Annotated in this window: 20 protein-coding genes and 1 pseudogene; 9 read left to right on the top strand and 12 right to left on the bottom strand. The window is 42.3% G+C overall.

From position 1 onward, the window contains the following. Together K358_RS0110990 and gmhB are read right to left on the bottom strand one after the other, a co-directional pair. Window positions 1-1,029, bottom strand: coding sequence for an ABC transporter permease subunit (locus K358_RS0110990; protein ID WP_027696866.1), 1,029 nt, complete (start codon window positions 1,027-1,029; stop codon window positions 1-3). Window positions 1,030-1,246: 217 nt separating this feature from the next. Further along, window positions 1,247-1,804, bottom strand: coding sequence for a D-glycero-beta-D-manno-heptose 1,7-bisphosphate 7-phosphatase (gene gmhB / locus K358_RS0110985; protein ID WP_027696865.1), 558 nt, complete (start codon window positions 1,802-1,804; stop codon window positions 1,247-1,249). Window positions 1,805-2,088: 284 nt separating this feature from the next. Here gmhB and metN point away from each other — a divergent pair, with 284 nt between their 5' ends. The 4 genes from metN to K358_RS0110965 all read left to right on the top strand — a co-directional run bounded on the left by metN (window position 2,089) and on the right by K358_RS0110965 (window position 6,109). Beyond that, entirely contained in the window at window positions 2,089-3,123 is a 1,035-nt protein-coding gene (gene metN / locus K358_RS0110980) for a methionine ABC transporter ATP-binding protein MetN (RefSeq protein WP_027696864.1), read from the top strand. Next, entirely contained in the window at window positions 3,113-3,796 is a 684-nt protein-coding gene (locus K358_RS0110975) for a methionine ABC transporter permease (RefSeq protein ID WP_027696863.1), read from the top strand. The genes metN and K358_RS0110975 overlap by 11 nt, the downstream gene beginning before the upstream one ends. Window positions 3,797-3,986: 190 nt before the next feature. Continuing rightward, window positions 3,987-4,784 (top strand): methionine ABC transporter substrate-binding lipoprotein MetQ, encoded by a 798-nt coding sequence (gene metQ, locus K358_RS0110970; protein ID WP_027696862.1) that lies wholly within the window; start codon window positions 3,987-3,989, stop codon window positions 4,782-4,784. Between the two features lie 197 nt (window positions 4,785-4,981). Continuing rightward, entirely contained in the window at window positions 4,982-6,109 is a 1,128-nt protein-coding gene (locus K358_RS0110965) for an acyl-CoA desaturase (protein ID WP_027696861.1), read from the top strand. A 115-nt stretch (window positions 6,110-6,224) separates the two neighbouring features. Here K358_RS0110965 and K358_RS0110960 read toward each other — a convergent pair whose 3' ends face one another. Then, entirely contained in the window at window positions 6,225-7,814 is a 1,590-nt protein-coding gene (locus K358_RS0110960; RefSeq protein ID WP_027696860.1) for an AbgT family transporter, read from the bottom strand. 336 nt (window positions 7,815-8,150) lie between these two features. On the opposite strand from K358_RS0110960, the gene tsaA reads away from it, so the two are divergent. The 4 genes from tsaA (at window position 8,151) to K358_RS0110940 (ending at window position 11,176) form a co-directional block, all read left to right on the top strand. After that, a complete protein-coding gene (gene tsaA / locus K358_RS0110955) occupies window positions 8,151-8,882 on the top strand; it encodes a tRNA (N6-threonylcarbamoyladenosine(37)-N6)-methyltransferase TrmO (protein ID WP_027696859.1) in 732 nt (243 codons plus the stop codon). 92 nt (window positions 8,883-8,974) lie between these two features. Then, window positions 8,975-10,690 carry a proline--tRNA ligase gene (locus tag K358_RS0110950; protein WP_027696858.1) on the top strand — a complete coding sequence of 572 codons (1,716 nt, stop codon included), beginning with the start codon at window positions 8,975-8,977 and terminating at the stop codon, window positions 10,688-10,690. Window positions 10,691-10,756: 66 nt separating this feature from the next. Beyond that, entirely contained in the window at window positions 10,757-10,960 is a 204-nt protein-coding gene (locus K358_RS0110945) for a YaeP family protein (RefSeq protein ID WP_027696857.1), read from the top strand. A 27-nt stretch (window positions 10,961-10,987) separates the two neighbouring features. After that, complete coding sequence (locus K358_RS0110940) at window positions 10,988-11,176, top strand: DUF4250 domain-containing protein (RefSeq protein WP_027696856.1); 189 nt, start codon at window positions 10,988-10,990, stop codon at window positions 11,174-11,176. 132 nt (window positions 11,177-11,308) lie between these two features. On the opposite strand, the pseudogene K358_RS18390 reads toward K358_RS0110940, so the two are convergent. The 6 genes and pseudogenes from K358_RS18390 to K358_RS0110910 all read right to left on the bottom strand — a co-directional run bounded on the left by K358_RS18390 (window position 11,309) and on the right by K358_RS0110910 (window position 16,958). Beyond that, window positions 11,309-12,772, bottom strand: a pseudogene (locus K358_RS18390) (PepSY-associated TM helix domain-containing protein). A 94-nt stretch (window positions 12,773-12,866) separates the two neighbouring features. Further along, the gene (locus K358_RS18815) at window positions 12,867-13,154 is read right to left on the bottom strand and encodes a hypothetical protein (RefSeq protein ID WP_156888722.1); all 288 of its coding nucleotides are present in this window, start codon (window positions 13,152-13,154) and stop codon (window positions 12,867-12,869) included. 86 nt (window positions 13,155-13,240) lie between these two features. Continuing rightward, a complete protein-coding gene (locus tag K358_RS0110925) occupies window positions 13,241-14,185 on the bottom strand; it encodes a Solitary outer membrane autotransporter beta-barrel domain (RefSeq protein ID WP_027696855.1) in 945 nt (314 codons plus the stop codon). Between the two features lie 96 nt (window positions 14,186-14,281). After that, a complete protein-coding gene (locus tag K358_RS0110920) occupies window positions 14,282-15,283 on the bottom strand; it encodes a DUF2860 family protein (protein WP_027696854.1) in 1,002 nt (333 codons plus the stop codon). A gap of 206 nt (window positions 15,284-15,489) precedes the next feature. Continuing rightward, window positions 15,490-16,242: a DUF2884 family protein gene (locus K358_RS0110915; RefSeq protein ID WP_027696853.1), complete on the bottom strand. Its 753-nt coding sequence runs from the start codon at window positions 16,240-16,242 to the stop codon at window positions 15,490-15,492. A gap of 230 nt (window positions 16,243-16,472) precedes the next feature. Beyond that, the gene (locus K358_RS0110910; RefSeq protein WP_027696852.1) at window positions 16,473-16,958 is read right to left on the bottom strand and encodes a GreA/GreB family elongation factor; all 486 of its coding nucleotides are present in this window, start codon (window positions 16,956-16,958) and stop codon (window positions 16,473-16,475) included. Between the two features lie 107 nt (window positions 16,959-17,065). On the opposite strand from K358_RS0110910, the gene K358_RS0110905 reads away from it, so the two are divergent. Continuing rightward, the gene (locus K358_RS0110905) at window positions 17,066-19,036 is read left to right on the top strand and encodes a RecQ family ATP-dependent DNA helicase (RefSeq protein ID WP_027696851.1); all 1,971 of its coding nucleotides are present in this window, start codon (window positions 17,066-17,068) and stop codon (window positions 19,034-19,036) included. A 233-nt stretch (window positions 19,037-19,269) separates the two neighbouring features. On the opposite strand, the gene K358_RS0110900 is transcribed toward K358_RS0110905, so the two are convergent. The 3 genes from K358_RS0110900 to purL all read right to left on the bottom strand — a co-directional run bounded on the left by K358_RS0110900 (window position 19,270) and on the right by purL (window position 24,523). After that, entirely contained in the window at window positions 19,270-19,497 is a 228-nt protein-coding gene (locus tag K358_RS0110900) for a DUF3622 domain-containing protein (protein WP_027696850.1), read from the bottom strand. A 127-nt stretch (window positions 19,498-19,624) separates the two neighbouring features. Beyond that, a complete protein-coding gene (locus tag K358_RS0110895; RefSeq protein WP_051241286.1) occupies window positions 19,625-20,242 on the bottom strand; it encodes a YceI family protein in 618 nt (205 codons plus the stop codon). A gap of 369 nt (window positions 20,243-20,611) precedes the next feature. After that, on the bottom strand, window positions 20,612-24,523 hold the full coding sequence (gene purL, locus K358_RS0110890) for a phosphoribosylformylglycinamidine synthase (protein ID WP_027696848.1): 3,912 nt from the start codon (window positions 24,521-24,523) through the stop codon (window positions 20,612-20,614). Between the last annotated feature and the right edge of the window lie 216 nt (window positions 24,524-24,739).

The following is a 24,739-nucleotide window of genomic DNA, read 5'->3' as shown; positions in this document are numbered from 1 at the left end:
TCAGGCTCCAAACTTAATACGAGGATCAACCAAGGCCACGCAGATATCCGACAAAATATTGCCGATCAATAACATCAGAGCATTGATTGCAAATAACCCCATCACCACCGGATAATCTCGCTCCATAATCGATTCATAACCCAATAAACCGATACCGTTGATATTGAAAATCACTTCAATCAAAAACGATCCAGTCATAAAGAACATCAGAGAATTACCAAATGAGCTGGCTACCGGAATTAAACTATTACGTAGCGCGTGGCGTCTGACTGCCAGTTTAAATGGCAAGCCTTTGGCAATCGCGGTTCGAACATAATCGGCGGCTAAGTTTTCCATTAAGTTATTTTTCATCGTCATAGTCAACAAGGCAAAATCACCAATCAAATAACAAAACAGTGGCAGCACCGCATGCCAAAGCACATCTTTAATTTGTTCAGGCAGAGTGAAATAGTCAAAGTCATCACTGACAAAGCCGCCCATCGGAAACCATTCCAAATGAAAGCTAAATAAACTGAGCAATAATACCCCGATCACATAACCGGGCAGCGCGAAGCCGACAAAGATAAAAATAGAACTAGAGGCATCAATCACACTGCCATGGCGCAGCGCTTTCATGTAACCAAGAGGGATGGAAATAAGGTAGCTAATTAAAAACGTCATTCCGCCATAAAATAATGAAACTGGTAGACGTTCGGCAATCATATCGGTAACAGGTTCGTAATAGCGTGTAGACTCACCTAAATCGAACTGAACCAACTTTTTCAGCCATAACCAATAGGCTTGAGGAATAGGCTTATCTAGGCCATAAAACTCATTGAGTTCAGCTATTTGATCATCAGATAACGCATTGTTACCACCATGAGTCACGCTACTGGATGTCGCGACCTCGCCTTGCTGCATCTGCAAGCTAAGCAACATGCGCTCAACCGGCCCTCCGGGTACAAAACGAGTCAAAGTAAAAATCAGCAAAGTAATGCCGATAAAGGTAGGAATGACTAGTAAGAGTCTTCTAAAAATATACGCTAGCATCCAATCCAGCCTGTCATCATCAATTAATCATCCTAATAGATAACCAACTCTTAAAGCGGTCATTAATTTGAATACAGTATTCTATCTCATTGTAAAAATTATAGTTAATACTTGTTGATTGTAAGACGGATAAACAAGAATCGCTAACACTTAGCTTAAAACAACAAAAAAGGCCGCAAAAGCGACCTAATCTACCTAAATGAGTAATTTGTTTACCTTAGTTATGCTCAGCCAAATACTTAGGCGCATCTTTAATACTATCTAACACAACATCAGCGAATGATTGCGCTTCATCGGTGACAGCCTTGCCACTACGCACTAAAATTTTCGTTTTCACACCGGCCGCAATGGCTGCTTTCATATCATCCGCTTTATCACCAATCATCACTGAACGTGACATATCAATATCTAACTCTTCTTGAGCTGAAATAAACATACCTGGTGCGGGCTTACGGCAATCACACGCTTGAGCATATTTTTCTACCGAACCTTCAGGATGATGCGGGCAATAATATAAACCATCAAATTCCACGCCTTGGTCAACGAAGTTCCAATCCATCCATTCAGTTAGGGTCAAAAATTCTTTTTCAGAATAGTAGCCACGAGCAATGCCCGATTGGTTGGTCACGAGTACTAATAAGTAACCTAAATCTTTCAGTGCTTTGGTTGCCTCAAACACTCCGTCGATGTATTCAAAGTCATCCACTTTACTCACATAACCATGGTCGACATTAATGACACCATCACGATCGATAAAAACGGCAGGTTTAGACAAAATGACACTCTCTCTTTAAGGCTGATTTTGCAGATAGAAAACAAAAGTATTCTGTAAAATATGAATTAATAATTATTGCACGCTTTACTTTGTTCTTCATTAGATTAATAAGAATAGTCTGAATTAACCAGTTTAGACGTCTAGACGTAAAAATACCTATTGACTTGAGATAGTGAAAACCATAGCATCACCTATTAAATCGCAGTCACAATGCGCGTTTTCACTAAAGTTTGGCTTTTTTGAAAATAGAATATATGGAACATATTATTAATTCAGGTTGTTAAATGATTGAAATTAATCAAGTCAACAAAGTGTTCTATCAAGGCAGCAAGGAAATCCCTGCACTGGTAGACATCAATCTTCATATCCCTCAAGGGGAAATCTTTGGTGTGATCGGCTCGTCCGGCGCAGGTAAAAGTACCCTTATTCGTTGCGTTAACATGCTTGAAGCCCCAACGTCTGGTTCAGTTTTGGTTGATGGTTTAGAGCTCACCAAACTTTCTTCTAAGGAATTAGGCCAAGCTCGCCGTAATATCGGCATGATTTTCCAACATTTTAACCTACTGTCTTCTCGTACGGTTTTCGATAATGTTGCACTGCCTTTAGAGCTCGCTCAAACGCCAACCAATGAGATAGAGCAACGTGTCACTGAGTTGTTGGATTTAGTCGGCCTTGCGGACAAACGCGATACCTACCCTGCTAATTTAAGTGGCGGTCAAAAACAACGTGTCGCGATTGCCCGTGCATTAGCCTCAAAACCTAAAGTTCTACTGTGCGATGAAGCAACGAGTGCGCTTGATCCTGCAACCACTAAGTCTATTTTAGAGTTACTGAAAACCATCAATCAGCAGCTTAACCTGACGATTTTAATCATTACTCATGAAATGGATGTAGTGAAAAACATTTGTGATAAAGTTGCCATCATCGGTGATGGTCGCTTGGTTGAGCAAGGTCTGGTGAGCGATATTTTTGCTCACCCTAAGACCGAGCTAGCGCAAGAATTTATTCGCTCTACCCTAGACTTATCGATTCCTGAAGATTACAAAGCTCGCCTGCAAGAAACTCAAGTGGAAGGCTCTATTCCTCTAGTACGTCTTGAATTTACTGGCTCAACGATTGATGCGCCAGTGATCAGTCAACTATCTCGCAAGTTTAATGTCGATGTCAGCATTTTAAACTCCGATATTGATTACGCTGGCGGCGTTCGTTTTGGCTTAATGGTTGCAGAACTGTTTGGTGAAAAAGAACTTGTTGAGCAATCTGTTACCTTCTTAAAAGACCACAATATTAAAGTCGAGGTGCTTGGCTATGTTTTATGATCAAATCATGGATTGGTATTACGATCATCGCACTTTCCGCCTAATTTGGGGCGCGACCTGGGAAACGCTATACATGGTCGGCGTGGCCGGTTTAATCGGCTTTATCATTGGTATTCCAATGGGCGTGATACTACATATCACTAAAAAAGGCGGCTTAATTGAAAACCGTACGGTGAACATGATTCTTGGTGCCATCGTCAATATTGGCCGTTCAGTCCCTTTCTTAGTGTTAATGGTTGCCATTATTCCATTTACGACCTTTTTGATTGGTAAGTTTATTGGCACAACGGCGGCGATTGTTCCACTCACCGTGGGCGCGATTCCTTTTATTGCTCGATTAGTGGAAAGCGCATTGGTTGAAGTACCAAGCGGCCTGATTGAAGCGGCACAATCTATGGGTGCAAGCCCAATGCAGATTATCCGTAAAGTATTGTTACCAGAAGCTTTACCTTCAATCGTTAACACCGTTACTATCACCCTGGTGACCTTAGTGAGCTATTCCGCCATGGCGGGAACCGTTGGCGGCGGTGGCCTAGGTGATGTGGCGATGCGTTATGGTTATCAACGCTACCAACCGGACATCATGTTCATCACTGTGGTGTTATTAGTGGTAGTGGTACAAATTATTCAAATGGTCGGTGATCGAATCGCCAGCCGAGTGGATCATCGTTAATTATAAAAAATAGACCTGGCTCATCGTATCCAAAGTAATTGGAGTTGCAGTGAGGCGACAAGTGAATGAGCCCCCATGAGCATAGCTCGCCTATGTGATTGGGGGGAATGAACGCCGTCAACAAAGCTGCAACTTCAAGTACGAAGGATATAGTCATAAAGAATGCATTTTTATACATGGAGATTAGTATATGAAATTGAAAAGCCTATTTAGCGCAGCTGCGGTTGCTACTTCACTACTTTTAACTGGCGCTGCTAATGCAGCCGATAACACCATCAACGTAGGTGTGATTGCAGGCCCAGAAGCACAAGTTGCAGAAGTCGCAGCAAAAGTTGCCAAAGAAAAATACAACCTGGATGTGAAGCTCACTATCTTTTCTGATTACATCATTCCTAACGCTGCTTTAGATGATGGTTCAATTGACCTAAACGCATTCCAACACTTGCCATACCTTGATAAGCAAATCAAAGACCGTGGCTACGAAATTAAGCCGGTTGGCAATACTTTCGTTTACCCAATCGCAGGTTACTCGAAAAAAATCAAATCACTTGATGAGTTGAAAAAAGGCGATAGCATCGCGATTCCAAACGATCCAACGAATGAAGGTCGTGCGTTATTACTTCTACAAGAGAAAGGTTTAATCAAACTCGCTGCGGATGCAGGTCTTGAAGCAACGCCTCTTGATATCGTAGAGAACCCTAAGAAATTGGATTTTGTTGAGCTAGAAGCCCCACAACTACCAAACTCACTACAAGACGTAGCCATTGCGATCATCAACAACACGTTCGCGGCTCAAAACGGTTTAACGGCTGAAGAACATGGTATCTTTGTGGAAGATAAAGAATCTCCATACGTAAACCTAATCGTTGCTCGTGAAGACAATGCCGATAGCGAAAACGTGAAGAACTTTGTGAAAGCATACCAAACAGACGAAGTTTACCAAGAAGCAATGAAACTGTTTAACGGCAGCGTTGTTAAAGGTTGGTAATCCAGCATTAAAGTTACATTACTAATTACAAAGGGTAGCTTCGGCTGCCCTTTTTTGTACCTCGATTTTGCTGAAAAGGAAATGGATTGAAACAAATTCTTCATGTGATCTAAGTAATATTGATCACACACGCCACTAGACTTACATGTGTAAGCTGATATTCTGGCGTACACTTGTAGCCTGAAACTTGGTCATTTATGAAAACACAGAATCCTCCTTTCATTTGGTTAAATGTCTTCATCTTCGCTAGCAGTATGTTGCTTGCGGTAGTTGTTGCGCCAATTTACTTTATTAGCAATGGCATTACCGCGGCACATTGGCTGTGGCTCCTAGTCACCTTTAGCTTTTGTAATCTATGCATCACAGCTGGCTATCACCGCTTGTGGTCGCATCGAACCTATCAAGCTCATTGGTCTTTACGGTTTATTTTTGCTTTAGGTGGCGCGTTTGCTCTGCAAAATAGCGCGCTTCATTGGTCTTCAGATCACCGTGTTCATCACCGCCACGTTGATAATAACGACAAAGATCCCTACTCCGCTAAGCGTGGCTTTTGGTTTTCTCATATTGGTTGGATGTTGCGCCACTACCAAAGCGCTGAAGTTTATTCAGATTACTCCAACTGCCGAGATCTACAAAAAGAAAAGGTTGTCATGTGGCAGCATAAATACTATATCCCTCTTGCTCTGTTAATGAACTTAGGAGTTCCACTTTTATTAGGCATCATTTACCAAGATATTATTGGCATGCTCTTAATGGTTGGCGCAGTGCGTTTAGTGCTAAACCACCACACGACTTTCTTTATAAACTCTCTAGCGCATATTTGGGGAAGCCAGCCTTATACCAATAAAAATACTGCTCGTGATAACAGTGTGTTAGCAGTACTAACCTTTGGTGAGGGTTATCATAATTTCCATCATATATTTGAAAATGACTACCGAAATGGCATTCACTGGTGGCAATACGATCCAACAAAATGGCTAATCAAAACCTGCTCATGGTTAAACTTAACCGAAAAGTTGCGTATTACACCGGCGGATAAAATCGAAAAAGCCAAAGCATTACAATTGCTCAATGACACCAAACAGAAAATTCGCCATCTGCCGAATCAACACGATGTTATCGAGAAAATGCACAAAGAATATGATGCTCTGATCGCTCAAATGACCGAGTATTACGACTTGAAGAAGCAGCTGATGCATGGCAAGAAACAAAAGATGATGGAGCAATATGAACATGCGGTTTTAAAGCTGCGCTATCAAAAAATGAAGCAACACTTTAAACAGCAGCAATTACAGTGGCTGATGTTAATGAAGCAATACGCGTAAGCTCCAATCCACTTACATAGCTTCATATTATAGCTTCATGCATAAAAAATCCCCAAGCAATTCAACATCGTTTGGGGATTTTTGTTAACGCTTCAAATGACGTTATAACGATATCTTAAGGCGTATAGTACGTCGCTGCACCAGGACCTACAGGTAGACCAAATACGAATACCCAGATGTAGAACAAGATGCTCCAACCCACTAAGAAACATAGCGTATATGGAAGCATGGTTGCGATTAGCGTACCAATACCTAGGTTCTTCACATAACGCGATGCCACAGCCAGAATCAAGCCAAAGTAACTCATCATAGGCGTGATTAAGTTCGTTACCGAGTCACCAATACGGTAAGCCGCTTGAATGGTTTCTGGTGCATAACCGACTAGCATCAACATTGGGATAAAGATAGGTGCGGTTACCGCCCACTGAGCCGATGCAGAACCGATCATTAAGTTGATAAAGCCACACATAATGATGAAAGCAAAGAACAACGCTGGGCCAGTTAAGCCGACGGTTTGTAAGAAGTCTGCTCCACCAACCGCGAATACTTGACCAAAGTTGGTCCACTTAAAGAACGCAACAAATTGCGCCGCAAAGAACACCAACACAATGTACATACCCATTGAAGACATCGATTTTGACATTGCATTAATCACATCGCGATCACTTTTCATGCTGCCCGTTACTTTACCGTAAACAAAACCCGGAATAGCAAAGAAGACAAAAATGAAAGCCACAATGCTCTTCAAGAATGGAGAACCGGCCACTTCGCCTGTCACAGGATTACGTAACACGCCATTTTCAGGAACAATCGTCCACGCTAACAACGCACAAACAACGAGCGTCGCAAGGCCTGCCATTTTTAAGCCTTTCTTTTCAATATCGGTGATTTTGCCCATTTTATCTTGCGATAAATCTTCAGCCGCTTCCTCAATTTTGTATTCACCTAGCTTAGGCTCAACAATTTTCTCAGTAACGAAAGCACCTACAATTGTAATAAAGAAAGTCGAAATGAACATAAAGTACCAATTCACTTCAGGACCAACCGTATAAGTTGGGTCAATCATTTGTGCTGCCGACTCTGTAATACCAGAAAGCAGTGGATCAACCGTACCAATCAATAAGTTGGCAGAATACCCACCAGAAACCCCCGCAAACGCAGCCGCTAAGCCCGCTAATGGGTGACGACCTAGTGAATGGAATAACATCGCAGCAAGAGGGATAAGTACCACATAGCCAAGCTCAGAAGCCGTATTAGAAATAATACCAGCAAAGATAACCGTAAACGTGACCATACGCTTAGAGGCACCCATAACCATGCCACGCATTGCAGCAGATAAAAGGCCAGAGTGTTCAGCAATGGCCACCCCCAGCATAGCAACAAGTACCGTACCTAGAGGGGCGAAACCGGTGAAATTTTTCACCAAATTGGTCACGATTAGCTGTAAGCCTTCTGCATTAAGTAAGCTCACAACATGGATAATACCATCGGCAGAACGGCCACTTGCCCCTTCAGGGCGTGGATCAACAACCGATACCCCAAAATAGCCGGCGATCCCAGATGAAATCAGGATAGCGACACAAAAAATGGCAAATAAAGTGATGGGATGGGGTAATAGGTTTCCTAAGTATTCAACCGAGTCTAAAAAGCGGGTAAAAAGCGTTTTCTTCGAGCCATACGGCTTACTCGAATTTTGAGTTGTCATCGGGACCTCCTAGTCAATGACATCCAGCGTTTTAACACTGGTATAACAAAAGGTCGCTAAGAGTACGTGACTCAATATAATCGAGAAAAGCATAAAATGTTAATAAGTGTGACAACATTGAAATATAAAGTCAGCAATAGAACTAAAGTTAAACAGTAAAAATTGTAATTTCAATAAAATAGCAGAACTATATAGGTTAAAACTTACTCTAATTGAATAAAATTTAGCTATGAAACAACTTTATAAAAAGTGTGATCTAGATCAATGGTAGATTATTTTCCATCGCCGTTTATTTATCGTTATGATTAACCTACCAATGTTTAACAAACTAAAGCCATGACTTATTCCATTGATCCCATAGGGAGAATCCACTCTCCTTATAAAGAAAAATTTTCAGTGCCAAGGCAGCCTAGACTAGCGCCTGCCGCCAACGCACGAGTTGAGTTACTCGGTGAAGCCAACTCACCGGAAGCAGTGCGTGGTTTAGAGCAATTTAGCCATGTGTGGTTATTATTCTTATTTGATCAAAACCTAGAGGCAGGTTGGAAGCCGACTGTTCGTCCTCCTAGGTTAGGTGGCAATGAAAGAATTGGCGTATTTGCTTCACGATCAACATTTCGACCCAATGGCATAGGCATGTCTGCGGTAGAAATAAAAGGCATCACGCAACAAGGTAATCAAACCTGGATAGAACTAGGCAGTGTTGATTTAGTGGATGGCACACCCATCATCGATATCAAACCTTACATCCCCTACTCTGACTCGATTATCGATGCCATTGGTGGATTTGCAGAAAGTGAGCCGGATGTATTGCCGGTGGTGTTTTCGACTTCCGCACAATTAAGCTTGAAAGCACACTCAAATGGTCAGCATATTCAGGCGGTGATAGAGCAAGTTTTAGCGCAAGATCCTCGTCCGGCTTACAAGAAAAACAAAGCGGATGACAAAGAGTATTCCACTCACTTATTCGACCTAAACGTTAAATTTAAAGTAGAAAGCGATGACAGCAGCCATAATCTGGAAATAAATCGCAATTTCATCCATGTAACTTCTATCGAACACTTTTGAGAAAACCTCAGTGCTGCTATTATTACGGGCTAAATTGCCTCTTTGATTTTGGCATTCAATTATTAACACTCTATAAATAAGCGGGTACAAAAATGCGCACCAGCAAATACCTTGTTTCTACACTAAAAGAAACGCCAAACGATGCAGAAGTGATCAGCCACCAGCTGATGCTACGTGCCGGTATGATCCGTAAACTAGCTTCAGGTCTTTACACTTGGCTACCAACCGGTCTACGCGTACTGCGTAAAGTTGAAACCATTATTCGTGAAGAAATCAACAATGCAGGTGCAATTGAAACCTTAATGCCGGTAGTTCAACCGTTTGAGCTATGGGAAGAAACAGGCCGCTCTGAAAAAATGGGCCCTGAACTACTTCGCTTTACCGATCGCCACTCTCGCCCATTCGTGCTTAGCCCAACGGCTGAAGAAGTGATCACTAGCCTTGTTCGTAACGAAGTAAGCTCGTACAAACAACTTCCTTTGAACCTATATCAAATCCAAACCAAATTCCGTGATGAGCGTCGTCCACGTTTTGGTGTCATGCGTTCTCGTGAATTCTCAATGATGGATGCTTACAGCTTTGATATCGATAAAGATGGTTTACAACAATCTTACGATGCGATGCACGATGCTTACTGTAAAGCATTCGACCGCATGGGCTTAGACTACCGTCCAGTTCTAGCCGACAGCGGCGCGATCGGTGGTAACGGTTCTCAAGAATTCCACGTATTAGCCGAAAGTGGCGAAGATTTGATCGTGTTCTCAACCGAATCAGACTACGCAGCGAACATCGAAAAAGCAGAAGCACTAGCACCAACAACAGAACGTGCAGCTCCAAGCCAAGAAATGACACTAGTCGATACGCCAAATGCAAAAACCATTGCAGAGCTTGTTGAACAGCACGGCCTAGCGATTGAAAAAACCGTTAAAACACTATTCGTTAAAGCCTCTGATGAAGTCGATGCACCGATCATTGCGCTTATCATTCGTGGCGATCACGAACTCAACGAAATCAAAGCGGAAAACCTACCACAAGTTGCTGCTCCTTTAGAAATGGCAAGCGAAGAAGAAATTCGTCAGCTAGTTGGTGCAGGTCCTGGCTCACTTGGCCCTGTTGGTCTTGAGCTACCCTTTATCGTTGATCGTGCAGTCGCGGTAATGAGTGATTTCGGCGCAGGCGCGAACATTGATGACAAACACTACTTCGGAATCAACTGGGGTCGTGACGTTGAGCTTGGTCAGGTTGAAGACTTACGTAACGTAGTTGAAGGCGATCCAAGCCCATGTGGTAAAGGCACACTACAACTTAAGCGTGGTATCGAAGTCGGTCATATCTTCCAATTAGGTACTAACTACTCAGAAAAAATGAACTGTGGCGTACTTGATTCAAACGGCAAGAACGTCATTCTAGAAATGGGTTGTTACGGCATTGGTGTAACACGCGTTGTGGCTGCTGCGATTGAGCAAAACCACGATGATTCAGGCATTATTTGGCCAGATGCAATTGCCCCATTCCAAGTGGCTATCGTTCCAATGAATATGCACAAATCAGAGCGCGTTAAAGAAGCGGCAGAAAAACTGTACGCAGAACTAACCGCCGCTGGTATTGAAGTATTGTTTGATGATCGCAAAGAGCGTCCGGGTGTGATGTTCAAAGATATCGAGTTAATCGGTATTCCTCATACGGTTGTGATCGGTGATCGCAGTATGGATGAAGGCAACTTTGAATATAAAGATCGCAAAAATGGCGACAAAGTAGCGATTGCGATGGATAACATCGTCGAGCACCTAAAAGCTCAAATCAAATAATTAATGAAGAATAAAAAGGCGAGCTTAGGTTCGCCTTTTTTATCACTTAATTTTACAGAGAAAATGATGAAAATTTATGACTGCTGCGATTTAGTTCGCGAACTCTATGCTCAAATTGGTAGTGGCGATCAAGGCTACATTCCTCAAGCCATCACTTGCGCGGTAAAAACCTTCAACGATATCGCCGCCGATGAAAACCTGCCAAAAGAAACACGTGAGCGAGCGGCCTTTGCTGCAGCCAATTTGTTAATTTCAGATTTTGAAGACTAGTATCACTCAAGCTTAAGGAGAATTGCCATGAATTTAGCCAATTTTGAAAGCATGGATCCAGTGATGCTGATGAGTATCGTCAATATGAAATTACGCGACGAATATGGTGATCTAGATAACCTAGTCAAAGCTTTTGATATTGATAAACAAGCCTTAATCAACAAACTTGCTAGTGCCGGATTTGATTACTTGCCTGAAGTGAAACAATTTAGATAGTCACGAACCATAACGCCTATCTTTCGCTTAACTCGAAAAAAAATAAAGCCGCAGTCACTTTCAAATTAGCACTGCGAAAACTAGTGCTTCGAAAACTTCAGTGCTGCGGCTTTTTAAAATTAAAACTTAAGGCTATTTCACCAATCTAGCAATTACAGGAATTCGTGATAACACAATAAAGTCGAGTAACAGCATACTTATAATCGCCAATCCTGCCATAGGGAAAGCGACAGAAGTAATAATCATAACAAACGTGCCAACTTTCCATAATCGAGTATCTTTGGGCATAGGCGGAGGCACTAATCTTCCAGCGCCAGAGGGTTTGCGTAGCCACCACATCACCACACCACTCACCGAGATAAACATAAACATTAGGCAAAGCGCAGTATTTAATGCTTTATTCCACCAGCCGAGTTCACCTTCATGCAACCCTACACCCGCCGCCATAAACTTGGCCATTAGAGCATAATCATCCCAATTAAAATCGATAATGGTTTGCTTAGAATATTGGTCAATATGAACGGTACGATCTTGAGTCGGATCATGAATATCACCACTAATCGTATCGGCAGACAAAGTATAAACGCCAGTATCATCGGTTGGTAACATCACTCGGAAGTAACCGAAACCCAATTGTTGTCCGGTGTTTATCACTGTATCGAGATCTTGCGCTGCGACACTGTATTGCGCTTTAGGCATAGTCATATTATGAGCCGCGTGTAGATCAACGTCTTGAGGCTCACTATCTAATTTCTTATCTGATATCGGCATCGGAGCTTGCTCAAGATTCCAAGGGACTTCTTTTTCATTGCCGTGGTTCATACTGGCATGCGTTTTGTCTGATACTGGAATACCATAATATTTTTCAGCTGGGAAGGTAGACCAACCTTATACGAGCTTACCGCCCCATATTCCAGCCCAAGATAACCCTGTAATCAAAAAGAACAGTAAAAAAAGACTGGTTACCCCACCAATATTGGCATGAAGATCGCGCCAAAAAATACGTTTACCACTTTGCAGCCTTATTTTGAAAAAACCAGCTTTACTGGCATTGTCTCTTGGCCACCACATGTATAAACCCGTAATAAGTAAGACAATCGCTAAACTTGCTGCAATTTCAATTAGCCTATCGCCTAAATCACCAATCAATAAAGTGCCATGAATCTCATTGGCTAAAGCGTATAAGTTATCGCGGTCAATCTCTCCCTGTAATTGCCCGGTATATTGGTTAACTAACACAAACCAGCCCGTTCCATCCGGTTTTACGATGGCAAAGCGGTTTGCTTCATTGGCAGCATGAGCTGGAATAAACTCTTTCACTGTACTATCAGGGTAGGCTAACTGAACCGCTGCTAGTTGCTCACTCGCCTCAACTTGAGAAGATAACGGCTCAACATAAATCTTATCACCATATTGAGCCGACTCTATTTGTGGGCCATACAACATAATAAGCCCGGTGATCGCGAGCATGCACATAAAGGGCACCACAAATAACCCAGCGTAAAAGTGCCAACGCCAAGCCATAAAATAAAAGTTTCTTTTTTCTTGCGCAGAGTTAACCACGCCTTGCTGAACACTGCGAGTAGCAGAATGCATGATATTTCCTTAAATCATAATAAAATCATACCAATACCCAAGCGTATTAATAAACAGTTCCAACTTGGGTATAAGCTTACATCGAATAGATAAATTATGATGGTTGAGGCGGGGCTCTAGGTGGGCTACCAAATGGATAAAAGTCATTTTCATTTGGCAGTGGTGGTTGCTTAAAAGCTAGGGTTTGTATGATTCGATATTGGCTTAGAAATTGAACATCACTGACATCAACCTCTAACGCGCAAGTGAAAACGCAGTGACCAGAAGAAGACGGTTGTAAATGTTCTGACTCACCTTCAACTTGTACTAATTTCACCCCATTAAAAGTACAAAGTGTTTCCCATACCCCATTTACGCCACTGTGAGCGTTAACGGCCGGCATAGAAAAAATAATCAAACAATTTAACAAGCAGAGCTTAATAAACCATTTATTTTTTAATCGGTATAGATTCATTGATTCAATAACCATCACCCATTAAAAGGGTTAATATAGAACAGCAAGCTTCCCCCTCTTAACGAACTACCATAGTTAAAGTTAATACCAACGCCTACGGTATCAATAAAATCCCAATCAATGACATTTGCCCAAGTAATACCGATACCTGCTTCATAATAAGAATTAGTTTGTAGAATACTGGTGGCATCATGCCCAATATCGATACGTTTTAAACTGGAATACAACGCAGGTTTAAATTGCTCAAAATTTGCCAGATCATATTCAACTTGTACCCCGTTACTCACTCGCCAGCCTTCCGGTGTACCGTAAGATCCTTCTGTTATTTTGTCCCAGTTTACACCAGCAAAATAGTGCCATTGACTCATTAACGCCCAACGTCCCCAACCAGTATCAACGTTATAATGAAATTCGACATACGGCTCAATAGAGGTCGACCAGATAGACATATTTGAAAATGAGCGATCTAGCTGAGGTTGAATTTGTTGTGATTCAGCACTTCTAAAGCGGTAATCATTATCGGCATACATTAAATAAGAGCCGACCCCGTAGGCTAGCTTCCATCGCTCGGTAATAGAGTACTCAAGGGTGTACGATAGGTAGGTAGAAAACACTTCTTGCTTGAAGCGATCTGATGGAGCATTTTCGATTAAATTGATATTTTCACTATATGAAAAATAGCTAAATTTCAAAGTAATATCATGTTGAAAATCTGGATGTGCACCGGCTATTTCAAAATGGATAGGTAAGTTATAGACCGATATTTTTTTACGAGCATCTAAAGCGCTCTGAGCACCTAAATTTTCATCTTCGCTTTTAAATACTTCATTGGGATCAAAACTTTTAATGCCTAAAGAAATGAGGTCGCTATCAGACAGAATCACCGCTGAAGCTAATAGCTCCTCATAGTAATTTTTCCCAATATTTTTTAATTCATCTGCCACGCAAACAGAAGTCATCCCAAAGGGAAATATGAATATTGAAGTCGGTAAAATCCATTTAACCCTACTCATAACGATTAACCGCTGTTATTCACGATAGCAAAAGAAGCATACTTAGAAGACATATCGAACCCCACTCGCTAACACTAGGTTACTACTTTGATAAAAGTCGATGTTCGATACTTTTTCAGTAAACCCACCCATCAGTGCAACCCCCACCCCAGGCCAGTCAAAAATATTGTCGTAAGTATAAGTCGCAAGTACACCGACAGTATCATCTTCCCGAGTTTCTAAAAAAATCGGGTGAGTGTCATCAAACTTAGAGTATTGGTATTTAATGCTTATGGTTAAAGCCGAACTATCGAACTTCTGAACCGCCACTAGCTGGCCGGTGTAGGTATCCGATGCCATTGCATCGCCTTTGGCATTTTGTTTTAAATAGGCAACAGAGCTGCGCAGGAATAATCGTGGCGTGAGCGGAGTCAAATAGGAAAGCTCACTGTAATAAAGGTCACCTTCTCGATCTAATTGAGATTGAACATCCGGGTTATAATTGCTCGCACTTAATTCATCATCAATTTTTCTCTGACCCGTAGCCAATTCAAAGCCGAGTCCAGTGCCTAAAATCTCTTGATATTGAAATCGAGCGGCTTGGATACGTTGATCTGTTTCTTGACGTTTACTACCAACTAAGAAGGGATCTTCCCAAGTAGTACTCTTCAATAAACCGGGAATATATGAAATTTTGAAGGTGCCAACCTGTTCAAAATGCTGGCCATAACCGATCTGAAAATTCGGGCGACCGAGGGCGATATCCGCATTACTGGCTCCCATGAAGAGTTGTTGGTTACCGCCCTTAAAGGTGTAATTAACCTGACTTGCGGCCACCGGATAAATAAAAGCTTCGGTTTTGGTATCGCCTTTATCATCTAGCGAATCTAAAGTGTCGTTTCCTGAATCTGCTTGAGAATCGGATTGTGCAACACCAAACAATAACATCGCAGTACCAGAGAAACCTTCGTGCCACTTTCCTTTTGATTCAGAAGAAGCTTCCGCAGCCGACACCATTGATGAAGAAAGCAGTAATATCAAACCTGCGTAGTGTTGTACCTTCATATCCATTCCTTAGATGTTTGGAATTATCCACGTCAATCCATTGACGATGTTAGTAAAAGTTATAACTGAGTTACCAATAAACTACAAATAGAATACCTTAACCACAGAGTAAATTGCTTATTAAGTCTCATAAAAAATGCCAACTACCTTTCAATAGTTGGCATTAGTGAAGTTATTTTAAAATAGTGCTGCCACGTTCTACAACGTTAGATCACAAACACTTCATAACCTTTTAATTCAGGAATTTGCTGATGAAGTGTTTCTTCATCTTTGGCAATACCTTGTAAATCAACGCAGTAATCCGTTGCTTCTTTTTGTAACTCTACAGATTGTGATTGTAATTTCTTTTCTACTTTCGATTTTAAATTAATTAGTTGGTTTTGTAGCTCGCTTAAATTCACACTACCATCAGCTTTCATTTTTTCAGATAGCACCGCAAAGGCACTTGAGAAAAACTCACCATTAAAACGCTGCATCGCTGCTGCAGAATCGGCTTTCCAATTGGCAATAGCTTCACTTACTGCATCTTTTTTCAATACCCATTCGCCATCATTGTAGTAACGAGACTCAACGTCAGAGTAGAAATCACCCATGGCTTTTTTCAAGTTATTGAATGAATCCGGATCGTTAAAAGACTCGCTCACATCATCAATCACTTCATTGGCCAGCTCAACACCTTGGTCGGCAATGTCTTTAGCTTTCGGTACATACAAGCTGACTTTTTCACGATACGTTTTGACCGCTTGTTGCTGCATCTGATTCAAATCGACTTTTTTACCATTGATAAATAGTTGATTATCTTGGTCAATCACTACTTTTGGCTCACCTTGCTGATAAACCGAAACCACATCATCTTTAAGATGTAGTTCATTATTAATATTGATATCGCAACGTGGCGCTTGAGCCAAAGCAGAGAACGAAGACAGTGCCAGTAATATCGCCAAAAGTGTTTTATTCATTTAAATAGCCTCATTAGAGATGAGTAAATACAGTTGTTATAAAATTGTATGTTGAAACAATAGCAAGATTATATCGCTTAACGTCAGCAATACGTGAAATTATATATACTCAAATTAATTGGAGTAGTAGATAGACGACAAATAAATGAGTCCCCGCTAGCATAGCTTGCTGATTCGATTGACCGCAACACCGTCAACAAAGCTGCGGCTTCAAGTACGAAGGATATCAATTAGAATAATGCGACCACTTCATAACACCTTGTTGTACCTGCTATATTTAATTCAAACTCATCTCCTAGCAACTTATTTTTCAATGCCTTGCCTAAAGGTGAATCAAGGGTGATCATCTGAATGCTTTGCCCTTCAAACTCAAGCGTTAATCCACCAGAAACAGGGCTGACAAAGAACCATTTATTGATATCAGCTTGTTCTTCGTAAAGCTCAACTAAGGCCCCTAAATGTATGGGATCTTGTCTGGATAGATTTTTAATTGGCAAAGCCTTAAATGCCTGAATATCTTGCAAGCACTGCTGAACTCTTTGCGCTTGGCCATGCGCTAAATACGCCGCTTCCAAACTCAAGGTATCGTATTTATGTTCTGGTATGTTCTGCTTGTCGGTTGCCGCACTGATCGCAGTTTGCGTGGCTTGATGCGCGACATCATGGATATTTATCAGAGCTTTAATGATTGCTTGATGTAAAGTTTCTTTATTCATAGAAAAGCTCGATAACCTTTTTGATTAATCATTTAAAGTTACTTGGGTATACACTAAGATGCGTCATCGCTACGAGTATTACACCAACCGCCAATAGATGGATTTTTATGAGCCCGATTCAACAAGCGTTAAAAGAACACTTTGGTTTTGACCACCTTCGTGGTGGCCAACAACAAGTCATCGACACTATTTTATCAGGCCATTCTGCCGCAGCGATTTTTCCTACCGGCTCAGGTAAGTCATTATGCTACCAATTACCCGCTATTTTGTTACCTCACCTAACACTAGTGATTTCACCACTACTGGCGTTAATGAAAGATCAGCTCGAGTTTTTGCATAGTAAAGGCATTGCCGCCGCATCGGTCGATTCAAGCCAAGATAGAGAAACCACTAACCGCATTATGCAGCAAGTTCGCAATGGTGAGATAAAAGTTTTGATGATCTCGGTTGAACGGCTTAAAAATGAGCGTTTCCGTCAATTTATCTCACAAGTCCCCATTTCAATGCTAGTGGTTGATGAGGCGCACTGTATTTCTGAATGGGGACATAATTTCCGCCCAGACTACCTCAAGCTGCCTTTTTATTGCCAAAGTTTAAACATCCCACAAGTTTTACTGCTTACCGCAACCGCCACGCCGAGTGTTATTGAGGACATGAGCCGTAAGTTCAATATTGATAAACAGCACATCACGGTAACGGGCTTCTATCGCCCTAACCTCGACCTTAGCGTGCTGCCTTGTGAAGAAGATGAAAAACCTCAAGCATTGGTTGATCTTCTTTGTACCGAAGCGAACTTACCAACCATTGTTTATGTCACCTTGCAGCACACCGCTGAACAAGTCGCTAAGCATTTGCAACATCATGGTCTTAATGCTCTGGCTTATCACGCAGGTTTAGATTCTGATATTAGGCAAAATATTCAACAGCAGTTTATGAATGGCGATGTGCCTTGTATTGTGGCAACCATTGCATTTGGTATGGGAATCGATAAATCAGATATTCGCCGTGTCGTGCACTACGACCTACCCAAATCGATAGAAAACTATTCGCAAGAAATTGGCCGCGCAGGGCGAGATGGGCAGCCTTCTTACTGTACCGTGCTTGCCAATAAATCTGGCATTAATGTATTAGAAAACTTTGTCTATGGTGACACCCCTGATCCTCAATCGATTCAATGGTTACTGGAATCGATCTTTGATGAACAAAGTACTTCTGGACTATGGGAAGTGATGCTGATTCGTTTATCTCGCGATTCCAATATCCGCCAACTTCCGCTAAAAACTCTGCTAGTTTACCTCGAACTACAGCAAGTCATTCGAGCCAAATATAGCTACTTTGCCGATTATCGTTTCAAGCATATTGTCAGTGAAAGTGAGATTTTGTCACGCTTCCCAGAGCAAGGAAAACATGCTGAAAGACGCCAGTTCATACAAGCGATTTTTAACTGTTCCAAAATCGCCAAAACATGGCGAAGTGTTGACTTTGATGCGCTGTGGATGGGTTATCAAGCCGAACGTTCTCGTGTGGTAGCAGCCTTAGATTATTTCCATGAACAAGGGTTGATTGAGTTAGAAAGCAAGCAAATCACCGATGTCTATCAGGTTCTCAACTCTCCAGAAATCACGCACGACCATCAGGTGATCGCACAAGAGTTATCTCAGCTATTTAAGCAAAAGGAACATGGTGATCTAAACCGAATTCAAACTCTGATTAATTTGTTTGAAAGCCCGTCATGCCTGAGCTCCAAGCTAGCGAGCTACTTTTTGGATCATGATGTTCCAAATGCTTGTGGCCACTGTAGTGTTTGTCGCGGAAAGGTTGCAACACTGCCTTCACCCTACCTAGATGACGTTGAAATTGAGAAAGTAAATCACTGGCTAAAACCTTACCGACAAGCATTTAGCCAACATGAAAAATCGCAACAATGGACTTTAAGCCTCGAAGCTCAAACTCGCTTTCTTTGTGGAATTGCCACCCCATTAAGCACTCAACTTAAAGCAAGTAAGATGGATGGTTACGGCAAGCTAGAACAATACCCATTTGCACAAGTCAGACAGTGGGTAGAAAGCTGCGCTTAAGAGTAACTCTTGTGAGTAACAAAAACGGCCACTTCATTTGAAGTGGCCGTTTTTATTGGGCTAGAACTACCTAAGCTTGGCTCAAATAATCGCGATAAATCATCGTATATCCTAAGTAATTGAAGTTACAGTGAGGCGACAAGTGAATGAGACCCCATGAGCATAGCTTGTCTATTCGATTGGGGCGAATGAACGCCGACAACAAAACTGTAGCTTCAAGTACGACGGGTATATTACTCTTCGTCTTTACGCTTGCTAGCAGAGCGACGTTTATTACGTTCCGCTTGAATCTTTTGAAATTCCACTAACTCTTTTTCTGCCCACTCAGTTGCTTCAGCTTCTGTCGCAAAACCCAGTTGACGCTTAGATACAATCGTTCTGCGAGAAGTAATGTGACGAATGATTTCTGCTGCCCAACCATTACGCTTCTCGATTAATTGAAAGCTATATTTTTTACTCATAACACTCTTTTGACCTGTCCTACCTCAAACAAGGAAACATTCGCTCTGACATAGGATTAAATTAGGTGCGCATTAGAGCACAAATCCAGCTAAAAAGATGCAAATATTAATATACCTTTATTGCTGATCACTCAGGTTGAAAAACAAATTGAGCCGTAACAGGAATGCTTGTGGCAATCGAATCTAGCTTAGCGACATCTTGTAGTGCTTTTACTCCATCAGTCAATTCAAACTGTGCGGTATTGATGATGATAGGTTGAAGAGTATTTACTTGAAATGCTCCATCATTTAACGCGGTAACCGAGACCTTAGTGTCGATCTTCTGTTGGTGATCATGCAAAGAAAGATCAACGGTCAGTGGAACGGTTTTGATTTCCCCCACTTTCATGCCATTGAGCACTTTTAAGTCAACCTGGGCACTTAAACTCGCTTCTGGGTAATTCACCACATTAAACAGCATATCTTTGATACGCTCATCGCGAATTTCAATATGTGTATTCACACTGGCTAAATCAATATCAACTACTGCCACACCTTGATTATTAACCATTCCATCGATGGTACGAAAGCTATGAACCTCGGTCACCGCCGAGTTTTTCACGGTCACAAAATGCAGCTCTGAATGTAAAGGATCTAAATGCCATGACGCTAAGGCTTGCTGAGAAAAAGCTAAACCTAAAACAACTCCTGAAACTTTGGAGAAAATTTTGGTTTTTGAGAGAAACTGGCTCACTGACGTTTTCATACTACCTTCCCTATCATTCAATACAATATCGTATCTATTAGTTGAGTTTCTCTGATAGTGTACGTCTTTTTTGTAAAGATTGAGTATTAACAATGTCAGAGCATTATTAATTTTATAACAATATAAAAAACGGCCACCGAAGTGACCGTTTGCTCTTATGCTTTTCCTAGAAACTAGGAACTCGCTACCTAGCTTCCTTAACCGATATGCTTACGTGCGTTACGGAACATTCGCATCCATGGGCTATCTTCTGACCCTGCACTTCAAGGTATAAGGTCTGGGTGCCATGAGTTCGCTACTGTTCTAAACACTCGCTCAGGTTTTGTTGGTAAGGCGCATCATAATGCTTAGACACGCCTATCCATTTTCTTAGCCGATGTGCTTACGTGCGTTACGGAACATTCGCATCCATGGGCTGTCTTCTGACCAGTCCTCTGGATGCCAAGAGTTCGCTACAGTACGGAATACACGCTCAGGGTGAGGCATCATAATGCTTACTCGACCATCCGTAGTGGTTAAACCTGTGATTGCATTTGGTGAACCGTTCGGGTTATTTGGGTATTGCTGAGTCGCATTACCAAAGTTATCCACGTAACGCAGTGTCACTGTGCCAGAATCTTCAATCGCTTGTAGATGCTGGTTATCACGAACTTCGACACGACCTTCACCGTGAGAAACCGCGATAGGCATACGAGAACCTGCCATACCATTAAAGAAGGCAGATTGTGATTCTTGTACTTCCACTAAGCTAAAGCGAGCTTCAAAACGCTCAGATTCGTTACGCACGAAACGAGGCCATAAATCCGCACCTGGGATTAAGTCACGTAAATTTGATAACATCTGACAACCATTACACACACCGAGTGCGATAGTGTCTTGACGCTCAAAGAAACCAGCAAATTGCTCACGAGCGTTGTCGTTAAACAAAATCGACTTCGCCCAACCTTCACCCGCACCTAATACATCACCGTAAGAGAAGCCACCACAAGCCACAAGACCTTGGTATTCTTCTAATGCCGCTTGGCCAGTCAAGATATCGCTCATGTGGATATCGGTTGCTTCAAAGCCTGCGCGATCAAATGCTGCCGCCATTTCTACGTGAGAGTTAACCCCTTGCTCACGTAAAATCGCCATTTTAGGTTTTGCGCCTTTATTGATCATAGGAGCGGCAATATACGGAGCGGCAACATCTTCGTTAATATCAAAGCTTAGCTTAACGTTTAGACCTGGGTCACTGTTATCTGCTTTCGCGGCATGCTCTTGGTCGGCACAAGCTGGGTTATCACGCATCGCTTGCATCTTATGAGTCGTTTCCGCCCAAATAGTGCGAAGCTCAGTACGATTACGCTCAAGGACTACTGTGTTACCAGAAGTAATACGAACGCTATCCGATGCATCAACCGAACCAATCACGTGTGAACAAGACGCTAGGCCATTTTCAGCTAACACTGCTTGAACCGCTTCAAGGTCATCATTACGAACTTGAATCACCGCACCTAACTCTTCATTGAATAACGCAGCTAGAGCATCATCACCTAAAGCAGCAATCTCGGCATTCACGCCACAGTGACCGGCAAATGCCATCTCAGCTAAAGTAACAAATAAACCGCCATCGCCTTTATCGTGGTAAGCCAGAAGCTTATTCTCACCAACCAGAGATTGCATGCCTTGATAGAAACCTTTTAGTTGCTCAGCGTTATCCACATCGGCAGGTTTGTCGCCTAATTGCTTGTAAACTTGCGCCAGTGCAGTCGCGCCCATGCGGTTTTTACCATTGCCTAAATCAATCAGAACGAGACTGGTTTCGCCTTTATTGATTTGAAGTTGTGGCGTAACGGTTTTACGAACATCTTCAACACGAGCAAATGCAGTGATCACCAATGACAATGGAGAAGTCACTTCACGCTCTTCACCATCTTGCTCCCACTTGGTTTTCATCGACATTGAGTCTTTACCCACAGGGATAGTCAGACCTAATGCAGGACAAAGCTCTTCACCGACCGCTTTTACTGCTTCATATAGACCCGCATCTTCACCTGGGTGACCCGCTGGAGACATCCAGTTAGCAGACAATTTAATGTGTTTAATATCGCCAATATCGGTAGCTGCAATGTTAGTGATTGACTCACCTACTGCTAAACGCGCTGATGCACCGAAATCCAATAAAGCAACTGGAGTACGCTCACCAAGAGACATCGCCTCACCATGGTAAGAATCGTAACTTGCTGCCGTCACTGCGCAGTTTGCTACCGGCACCTGCCAAGGACCAACCATCTGATCGCGAGCGACTAAACCAGTGACAGAGCGGTCACCAATAGTAATAAGGAAAGTTTTCTCAGCAACCGTTGGAAGGCGTAATACGCGATCGACGGCTTCATTTAGCTCAATACCATTGCGATCAATCGCTGGATTATTGGCTTTTAGCGTTTTCGCATCACGGTGCATCTTAGGCGTTTTACCTAAAAGTACATCCATAGGCATATCGATTGGCGTATTGTCAAAATGTGAATCTTCTAGTTTCAATTCACGCTCTTCCGTTGCTACACCCACTACCGCATAAGGGGCACGCTCACGCTTACAAATCGCATCAAATACTGCCATATTTTCTGGTGCAACCGCCATTACGTAGCGCTCTTGAGACTCGTTACACCAAATTTCTAATGGGCTCATTCCTGGCTCATCGTTTGGCACGTCACGTAATTGGAAAATACCGCCACGCTCACCATCATCAACCAACTCAGGTAATGCGTTAGAAATACCACCCGCGCCCACATCATGGATAAAGGCGATTGGGTTCGCATCACCTAGCTGCCAACAACGGTCGATCACTTCCTGACAACGGCGTTCCATTTCTGGGTTTTCACGTTGTACAGAAGCAAAGTCTAAATCTTCTGCTGATTGACCTGACGCCATAGAAGAAGCAGCACCGCCACCAAGGCCGATGTTCATCGCTGGGCCACCTAATACAATTAAGCTCGCGCCAACTGGAATTTCTTTCTTCTGAACATGTTCATCACGGATATTACCCATACCACCGGCCAGCATGATTGGCTTGTGGTAGCCACGGACTTCTTCACCGTTATGAGAGTTTACTTTCTCTTCATAAGTACGGAAGTAACCCAATAAATTAGGGCGACCGAATTCGTTGTTAAATGCCGCGCCACCTAATGGGCCTTCAAGCATAATATCTAAAGCAGTCACGATACGGCTTGGTTTACCAAAATCGGTTTCCCAAGGTTGTACGAAATTAGGAATTTTAAGGTTCGAAACAGAGAAGCCAACTAAACCTGCTTTTGGTTTACCACCGATACCGGTTGCGCCTTCATCACGAATTTCACCACCAGAACCCGTTGAAGCGCCCGGCCAAGGTGAGATTGCGGTTGGGTGGTTATGAGTTTCAACCTTCATCAAGATATGTGCTTGCTCTTGATGATAACCATATTGACGTGTTTGCGGATCAGGGAAGAAACGACCAACGGTTGAACCTGTCATTACTGCTGCGTTATCTTTATAAGCCGACAGCACGTTATCAGGGGTCACTTCCATGGTGTTTTTGATCATCTTGAACAAAGATTTTTCTTGCTCAACACCATCAATTGTCCAACCAGCGTTGAAGATCTTGTGACGACAGTGCTCTGAGTTCGCTTGAGCAAACATCATTAATTCAATATCAGTCGGATTGCGCTTTAGTTTTTGCGTAAAGCTTTCAACCAAATAATCAATTTCTTCTTCAGCTAAAGCTAACCCTAGTGAAATGTTTGCTTCTTCAAGCGCAGTGCGACCACCAGAAAGCAAATCCACTTCAGTCAACGGTGCAGGTTCTGCCACTTGGAATAACGCTTGTGCTTGTTCAAAGTCGCTGAAGACCACTTCCATCATGCGATCATGTAGTAAAGCTTTTAGCTCAACGAGTTGCAGTTCAGATAGCTCAACCGAAGATTCAACATAATACGCAGTACCACGCTCAAGACGTTTGATTTTGTCTAAACCGCAGTTATGAGCAATGTCTGTTGCTTTAGATGACCAAGGTGAAATCGTACCTGGGCGAGGAGTAGTCAGAAGTAGTTGACCTTGTGGCTCATGATCTTCAATCGTTGGACCATAAGTAAGCAACTTTTCGAGTTTTTCTAACTCTTGGGAATCTAGTTCAGAAGTGAGGTCTGCAAAATGCGCAAATTCAGCATAGATGCCAGACACAGGTAGGTTCAATTCACGACACAGCTCTAAAAGCTTGTTGACACGAAACTCGGATAAAGCGGGGGAACCACGCAAAATTCTCATGTGCTTAGGTCTCTTTAGCAGTTGTTTAAAAAAGAAAAGTGATATTGAAATCCGTTCAGAAAGCACCGTTCTTCAGCAGAACATATAAAGCGGATTTCAATTTCACCTAGCCCTTTTGCGGCGTATTATAGAGTAATTTCCATGTCGACGTAACACCAAAAGCAACCGTTTGCGTGTTTTTTTCAATAAAACTAGTTTGATCTAAAACTCCTTTCA

Origin of the sequence: Vibrio litoralis DSM 17657 (genome assembly GCF_000426765.1) — a bacterium.
GTDB classification, from domain to species: domain Bacteria; phylum Pseudomonadota; class Gammaproteobacteria; order Enterobacterales; family Vibrionaceae; genus Vibrio; species Vibrio litoralis.
This window is presented reverse-complemented; position numbering and strand designations above follow the sequence as displayed.